The sequence below is a fragment of the Streptomyces sp. ATLC9 genome, from assembly GCF_057196705.1.
Window position 1 is genome coordinate 1 of sequence record NZ_JBXUOY010000253.1, and the last position, 7,445, is coordinate 7,445.

Here is a 7,445-nt window from a genome sequence, read left to right on the forward strand (position 1 = left end):
ATCCTGCCCCGGCCGCGCCAGGCGGGCACCGCGACGGCGGCCAGCAGCAGGGGCGCGGCGAGGGCCGCGCCCTCGTTGGGCCGCATCAGGGTCGCCACGGCCAGTCCGGCGGCCAGTCCGGCGGGCCGCGCACCGCGGCCGGATCCGCTTCCCGCGAAACAGCCCACCGCCGCGAGCGCGCCCATCGCCGTGTAGTGGTTGGGCATGGCGGCGCCCGCGTAGAACAGCACCGTCCACAGCGAGCCGTACAGCGCCGCCGCCACCCACACCGCCGACGGCCGGGGCACCACCCGCAGCCAGGAGCGGAAGCCCAGATAGAGCGCGATGCTCGACAGCGCCAGCAGCCAGCCCCTCAGCAGCACGGCCGAGTCGCTCCAGGAGGCGACGGGAAACAGCAGCAGGGGCACGCCATGGGTGCGCGGGGCGCTGAAGGGGGTCGGGGGGCCGTAGGGGGAGAAGCGGCTGGCGTAGACGGTCTCGTCCCAGCCGAGCGGCAGGGTGAGCGGCACCAGGAGGGCGGCGGACAGCGTCAGCAGGACGCAGACGGCCGCCAGCTTGCGGGCCTCCCGCCGCAGGGCGCTCGGCGAGCCCGGCGCCGCGGCCGTGGCGCCGGTGCCGACGCCGCCGAGCCCTCTGATTCCTCCGGGGGCGAGTAGCCCGCCGGGGACCGGCACCGTGCGGCCGAAGGTCGGTGCTCCGCCCGGCGTTCTGCCCGGCATGGCGTTCACGAGGCCTCCACCCGGTCGTCCTGCGGCCTGCGGTCTGCCCCCGCCCGCCGTTGTACCAGCGCGCCGGCCGGGGCGGCGCGCACCCGCGCGGCGGCCGCACCGATCGGACGACGGCCCTACGGCAGCCGGCCTACGGACACGCTCCGGCGCGCGGCCCCGGCGGGCGACGGAGGAAGGGGCGCGCGGGAGGACACGAGCGCTGTGACGTACACCCCAGGCGCGTGGCCGGACGCCGTCGGTGAGAACCCGGACACACCGGGAGCCGTGGCACGCCCCGGCCCGGAGCCGGGCGCGAGGGGGAACGAAGAGCAGCGCCCGACCTGGTACTTGGCCTGCTCGGAGGAGCCGGGGCCGCCTGCCGCCGGCGGGGCGCCTGCGACCGCCGGACGGGCCCGCGGAGCGTGCTGCCGGGCGGGCCGCGAAGCGGGGCCGCGCCCACCGGACTCCTGGCTTCCCGGTGCGGAAGATGTCTCAAGTAGGCTACGGGACCGTTGCCGTCCGGCAAGGGTGCCGGAGACCGTGACGCCCGCCGATGCTGTCGACCGGGTTCGTACGAAGAAGCGGAGTACAGCGGTGGTGCGGATCGAACTGGGGGCCGCGGTTTCCGTCGCCCGGGAGATCGCCGAGGAGACCCTGGCCCCGCGGGCGGCCTCGGTGGACGCGGAGCAGCGGTGGCCGGGGGAAGGCATGGCGGCCCTGCTGTCCCGGCTGGGCGGACTGGTGGTGCCCGAGCACTCCGGCGGCATGGGCCACGGTCTGCTGGCCGTGGCGCAGGTGGGAGAGGCGACGGGCCGGGCCTGCGCCTCGACGTCGATCTGCTTCGGCATGCACCTGGTCGGCTCGGCGGTGATCGCCGCGCAGGCCGGCACCGTGCAGCGGGAGCGGTACCTGGCGCCGATCGCCGCCGGGGAGCACCTGACGACCCTGGCCCTGTCCGAGCCCGGGACGGGCGGCGAGTTCTGGCTGCCGCAGACCCGCATGGAGCGCGTCGAGCGCTCCGGCGGCGACCGGCTGCGGCTGACCGGCACCAAGAGTTTCGTCACCAACGGCGGCCACGCCGACTCCTACGTCGTGTCCACCGTCGCCGTGGGGCCAAAGACGCCGCCCGGCCAGTTCTCCTGCACGGTCGTCGACGCCGACGCGCCCGGCCTTCGGTGGGGTCCCCAGTGGCACGGCTTCGGCATGCGGGGCAACTCCTCGCGCGGCCTGGAGCTGCCCGGCGTGGAGATCCCCGCCGAGTGCCTGCTGGGGAAGGAGGGCGACGAGATCTGGTACGTGTTCAACGTCGTCGCCCCCTACTTCCTGATGGCCATGTCCGGCACCTACCTGGGCGTCGCCGCGGCAGCCCTGGAGGAGACCCGCACCCATCTGCTGCGGCGGCGCACACGCGCCGGCCGCGCCCTGGCCGGCAACCCGGTCGTACAGCACCGGCTGGGCACGATGTGGGCCCGGGTGGAGCGCACCCGGCGGCTGATCTACCAGGCCGCCGCCGAGGCGGAGCTCGGCGGCCCCGAGGCCCTGCCGGGGCTGGCCTCGGCCAAGGCCGAGGTCGCCGACGCGGCGGAGGCCACGGTGAACGACGCCCTGACCCTGCTCGGCGGGATCGGCTACGGGACGGACTCGCCGCTGCAGCGGATGCTGCGCGACGCCCGCGCCGCCCATGTGATGGCCCCGGTCACCGACGTGCTGCGGGTGTGGGCGGGCAAGGCCCTGCTGGACGAACCGCTGCTGGAAGGCTGACGGTGTACTGACGATGCCCGGCGAGAAGAACCGCATCCTGCTGGTGGACGTCCTTCCCGAGACCGCGGAGGACTTCGAGGCCGCGTTCGGCGAGGGGACCGTGTCCGGCGAGGAGGCCGAACTCGTCCACGTCACGGCCGCGAGCGTCCTGGAGCACACCGAGGGCAGGCCCGGCGAACGCCGGCCCGCCGTGGCGGTGGTGGGCCGGCGGGTACCGGCCCCGGTCGGCCTGATCCACGCGCTGCGTCCCCACCCGGCGGACCTGGCGGTGGTGGTGGTCGCCACCTCCGCCACCGACTCCCGGCTCACCACGCTGCCGATACTCTTCTCCGCCGACCTCGTCCGCCGGATCCCGGACGCACGGGCCGACCTGCTGCCGCGGACGGCCCGCGAACTGCTGGAGGGCGTGACCGGACGGCGCGCCGAGATCTCGGTGCGTGCCACCGTCCAGCGGCAGCTCGCCACCGGCACGGTGATGGGCCGGCAGCTGGGGGAGCGGCTGCTGGGCGAGTTCCTCACCCAGGCCCCGATCGGCGCCCTCATGCTGGACGACGACGGCGCGGTGCTCGCCTGGAACCACCGTGCCTCGGACGTCCTGCAGCTGGACGACCACGGCTCGCTCCGCCGTCCACTGGCCGACCTGTTCCCGCCGGACGCCCGCGCCGCGCTGCGGCAGCACCTGGCCACCGCCCGGGAGCAGTCCGCCCCCGGTCCCGACGTGGTCTTCGAGCGCACCGGGTCCGACGGCACCTCGCAGGCCATACGCGTGGCCCCCCAGAAGGTGACGGACTCCGAGGGCCGCGAGCGCGTCCTGGTGCTCGCCGAGGACGTCACCGACCGCCTGCACGCGCAGCGCAAGCTCGCCGAACGCACCGGCCACGCCCTGCTCAGCGCGGAGGTCGCCGCCGCCATGACGGCCCCCGGCCCGCTGGCCGAGCGCCTGCACCGCTGCGTACGGGCCACCGCGGACCGGCTGGGCGCCGACCGCGTCTGCCTGTGGACCCTGACGCCGTCCGGCAGACCCGAGCCCGCCGCCTGCGCCGACGTCGACCGCACCACCGCCGCCGGCGGTCTCCACCCCGGGCACGCCGACGAGGACCTGGTCGGGCGGATCGCCGCCCGGCAGCGTCCCCATCTGGACCTCGCACCCCCCGGCGGGCCGCCGTCCGGGTCCAGTCGGCCGGCGGGCTCCTTCGCGGGCTATCCGCTGGTCTCCGGCGGGGAGCCGATCGGCGTGCTGGCCCTGAACACCCGGCTGGCCCTGCCCGGCTCCACGCTGTCCATCCTGGAGAACATCGCCGACCAGGTCGCCGTCGGCATCCAGCGGGACCGCCTGCTGCACCGGCTGCGCGCCACCACCCAGGCCCTGGAGCGCCCGCTGCTCCCGCCCCGCCTGCCCGAGCTGCCCGGCTTCGACCTCGCCGCCCGCTACCACCCCTTCGGCAGCGGGCTGCACATCGGCGGGGACTTCTACGACGCCTTCACCGCTCCCGACGGCCGGTACGTCCTGGCCCTGGGCGACGTCTGCGGGAAGGGGCCCGGCGCCGCCGCCATCACCGGTCTGGTGCGCCACACCCTGTGGGCGGCGGCCCAGCACACCACCGACCCCGAACACGTCCTGAGCCTGGTCAACAACGCGCTGCGGCGGCAGAACACCCCCTTCTGCACCCTCGCCTACGCCGTCCTGGAGCCGCCCTCCGACCCGGCGGACCCCTCCGGCACCGCCCGCGTCCGCATCGCCTCCGCCGGGCACCCCGCCCCGCTGCTGCGCCGCGCCGACGGCCGCGCCGTGCCGCTGGAGGTGCGCGGTCCGCTGCTGGGCGTCCTGGACGAACTGCACCACCCGGTGACCGAGGTGGAGCTGCGGCCTGGCGAGACCCTGGTGTTCTACACCGACGGCTTCACCGAGGGCGCCGGGGCGGAGGACCGCCGCGAGCCCGAGGACCTCGCCGCCCTGCTGGCCGCACACCCGCCGCCGGCCGGTGACGGGCGCCCCGCCGACCGCGTGGTCGCGGCCCTGCTGGAGGACGCCCACTCCTGGTGGGGCGAGCGGCTCCGCGACGACCTGGCCGTCCTGGCCATCGCCCGCCTGGGCTGACCGGCTCCGGGCCGGCGCCGCTCCGGGCCCTCAGGGGCGGGCGCGGAGGTTGGTGCCGTTCAGGCACAGGGCGATGTTGCGGACCGCGGCGGTGAGCTCCTCGATCACCCGGGCGGCCTGCTCTGCGTCGTGGAAGGCGGGCCGGTCGGCGGACGCGGACAGGGAGCTGCTGAGGTCCTCGGTGAGCCGGCGCATCGCGTCCAGTTCCTCGGCGGGCGGCACGGCGGGTGCGCCGGGGGCCGCGGGCTCGCCCGAGGGGGGCGCCGGGGCGGGTGCGGCGGGTGCGGCCGGAGTCGCCGGGACGAGGGGTACGGGTGCGGGTTCCGCGGGCTGCGGGGGCTGCGGGGGCTGGGCCGGTCGCGGGGACTGAGCGGGCGCGGGCGCGGCCCGGGACTCGGAGCGGGGTACGGCGGGTGCGGTGGACGCCGCCGACGTCTCCGGCGCGGCGGGCGCCGCGCCCGTACCGCCGCCACCGGCCGCCGGAGCGCTCCATCCCCCGGCGGGCCTCGACGCGTCCGGCGAGAACCTGGTCTGCGGCGGCAGCACGTTCTCGGCGGTGCCAGGGGACCACAGCGGCGCCGTCGGCTGCGGCGCGGTGGGGACGTGCTCGGCCTTCCACTGCAGCCGGTAGCACTCGACCTGGTCGGCGCAGGCGGTGCGGGCGTGGAAGACCGCGCTGCCCTCGCCCAGGTCGGGGTACCAGAGGTTCGGACCGGGGAAGCGCACCGTCCGCATCCGGGGCTTGACGGGCTCCGCGCAGCCGATGCAGCAGCCGGCCGGCACGCACAGCCCCGCGACCTCCTTCTGCGCGGCGGCGCGGGGACCGATCTCCCCGCGGTACTCCCCGTTGCCGCAGGGCGGCAGTTCGCCGCAGGTGCGGCAGACCGCGTAGTGCTCCGGCAGGACCTGCCAGCCGTGGCTGACGGGCGCGCACCAGTGCTTGGGCGCGGAGCGCGGGAAGTTCTCGTTGCGCAGGACCAGCACCACGGGCCGCTTGTAGAAGTCGGACCGCTCGGGGGGCTGCGCGTTCGGCCGCCCGTTCATCCTGCGCAGGTCCTCCGAGTGCCGCCACAGTTCGAGGTGCTCGCGCCAGGCCTGCTCGTAGGAGAGCGGCCAGGGGTGGTCCCGGTACTCGTCGATCTCCAGGATCCGCCAGGGCTGCCGGTCGAAGACGACGACGTGCCCGCTCCTCAGGCGCAGGTGCGTACCGTTGTCGCCTTCCCTGGGCCAGTCGATGCGGCCGACGCGGGTGGGCTGGTCGGGGAGCCCTTCGCGAACATGCATGCCACGCTCCTCGGCAACGGGACAACTGTGGTCAACATGGAGCACTTTCCACCATTCTGGATCATTTCGGACCTTTAGCCGTTCAGACACGCGCACGCCCGTCGCCCCGCCCACCCCGCTCCGCGGTCGCCGTGCGGCACCGACGCGGCGACGGCGTGCGGCACGTACCGCGCCGACGCCGGGCGCCCCGTGAGTATTAACCTTTTGCCTGAGATTCCCCGCGAATGGTTGGCTGCCCGCCATGAGATCCCTGACCGAGAAGGACATCCGCGCGTCGTTCGTCAACTGCTCCAAGGGCGAGGCGAGACGCATGGCGCTGCCGCGCGACCTGACCGAAAAGCCCTGGGACGAGCTGGACTTCCTCGGCTGGCGCGATCCCGCCGCCCCCGACCGCGGCTGTGTCGTCGCCGAACGAGACGGCCTCCTCACGGGCGTGGTCCTCCGCGCCCCCGCCCGGCAGCCGGGCCGCGCCCGCCGCGGCGGCGGCATGTGCTCGCTGTGCCTGACCACGCACCCGGCCGACGGCGTGGCCCTGATGGCCGCCCCCAAGGCCGGCCGGGCCGGACGCGAGGGCGACTCGGTCGGGCTGTACATGTGCGCCGACCTCGCCTGCTCCCTGTACGTGCGCGGCGGGAAGGTCCCCGACGGCGGCGGGCGCCTGGAGGAGTCGCTGACGGTGGAGGAGCAGGCGGAGCGGACCAGGGCCAACCTCCTCGCCTTCCTCGACCGGCTCCAGGCGTGAGCCTCGGCCCGGAGCAGCTGGCGGCCGTCGGCCTCCTGGCCGCGGTCGCCCACGGCCTCAAGGGCCTCACCGGCTTCGGGCCCGCGACGCTGTTCGTCCCCGTGGCGTCGCTGCTGTTCGGCCAGCCGGCCGCGGTGGCCGCCTCCGGAGTCCTGGACGCCACCTCCGGCGCGGCGCTCACCGCCGCGGACCGGCACGTCCGCCGGGGCCGGGAGGGTCTGCTGACCGGCGCGTTCATGGCGGTGGGGACGGCCGCCGGGGTGGTGGCCCTGACCCGCGTGCCCGAGGCCGTGGCCGCAGCCGCCCTGGTGCTGGCGGTGCTCACCGGTCTGGCGGCGGTGGTGGACGCCCGGCGGCGGGGCCCGGTGGGCCAGTCCCGGCCGCTGGACGCCCGTGACGGGGCGGCCGGGCTGCTGGCCGGATTCGTCGGCGGCCTCACCGGGATCGGCGGCCCGCCCCTCGTCGTCCATCTCCAGCGCGTGCTGACCCCCCACGACCTCAGGGTCGTGGTGACGCGCGTCCTGCTGGTGGCGGCCGTGGTGCGGGTCGCCACCTTCCTCGCCGTCGGCGAGGACGCGCAGGTCGCGAACGCGCTGCTGCTGGCTGCGGTCTGCCTGCCGCCGCAGCTCGCCGGGCTCCTGGCCGGCGCCCGTCTGGCCCGCCGCGTCTCCCCGGCCCGTCTGGCTGCGGTCAACGGCGCGGTCGTCGCCGCCTCCGTCCTGCTCGCCGCTCTGGGCGCCCTGCTGTAGTGCGTCCTGCTCAGGCCCCGCCGTGGTACCCGTTCCGGCGCCGGGGCGGCGGCGGGACGTGAGGCCCCCCCCGGGGCCCGGTGGGCCCCGCGTAGCGGCGGGGG

General features: G+C 76.2%; 5 protein-coding genes and 1 pseudogene. 4 read left to right on the top strand and 2 right to left on the bottom strand.

Annotated features, from left to right (window positions below; all coding sequences use genetic code 11):
- Positions 1-719: pseudogene (locus tag AC2CJA_RS21535) on the bottom strand (hypothetical protein); the annotation flags it as partial.
- A 528-nt stretch (positions 720-1,247) separates the two neighbouring features.
- Here AC2CJA_RS21535 and AC2CJA_RS21540 point away from each other — a divergent pair.
- Positions 1,248-2,468: an acyl-CoA dehydrogenase family protein gene (locus AC2CJA_RS21540; RefSeq protein ID WP_484604321.1), complete on the top strand. Its 1,221-nt coding sequence runs from the start codon at positions 1,248-1,250 to the stop codon at positions 2,466-2,468.
- Between the two features lie 13 nt (positions 2,469-2,481).
- Positions 2,482-4,566, top strand: coding sequence for a SpoIIE family protein phosphatase (locus AC2CJA_RS21545; protein ID WP_484604322.1), 2,085 nt, complete (start codon positions 2,482-2,484; stop codon positions 4,564-4,566).
- A gap of 30 nt (positions 4,567-4,596) precedes the next feature.
- On the opposite strand, the gene AC2CJA_RS21550 is transcribed toward AC2CJA_RS21545, so the two are convergent.
- Entirely contained in the window at positions 4,597-5,850 is a 1,254-nt protein-coding gene (locus tag AC2CJA_RS21550) for a hypothetical protein (protein ID WP_484604323.1), read from the bottom strand.
- A 241-nt stretch (positions 5,851-6,091) separates the two neighbouring features.
- Here AC2CJA_RS21550 and AC2CJA_RS21555 point away from each other — a divergent pair, with 241 nt between their 5' ends.
- On the top strand, positions 6,092-6,592 hold the full coding sequence (locus AC2CJA_RS21555) for an FBP domain-containing protein (protein ID WP_484604324.1): 501 nt from the start codon (positions 6,092-6,094) through the stop codon (positions 6,590-6,592).
- On the top strand, positions 6,589-7,341 hold the full coding sequence (locus AC2CJA_RS21560; protein ID WP_484604325.1) for a TSUP family transporter: 753 nt from the start codon (positions 6,589-6,591) through the stop codon (positions 7,339-7,341). The genes AC2CJA_RS21555 and AC2CJA_RS21560 overlap by 4 nt, the downstream gene beginning before the upstream one ends.
- Positions 7,342-7,445: the final 104 nt, after the last annotated feature.

Excerpts from the sequence above, each read along its gene's own strand:
- AC2CJA_RS21555 (WP_484604324.1), top strand. The coding sequence starts at position 6,092 with ATGAGATCCCTGACCGAGAAGGACATCCGCGCGTCGTTCGTCAACTGC.
- AC2CJA_RS21550 (WP_484604323.1), bottom strand. The coding sequence starts at position 5,850 with ATGCATGTTCGCGAAGGGCTCCCCGACCAGCCCACCCGCGTCGGCCGC.
- AC2CJA_RS21545 (WP_484604322.1), top strand. The coding sequence starts at position 2,482 with ATGCCCGGCGAGAAGAACCGCATCCTGCTGGTGGACGTCCTTCCCGAG.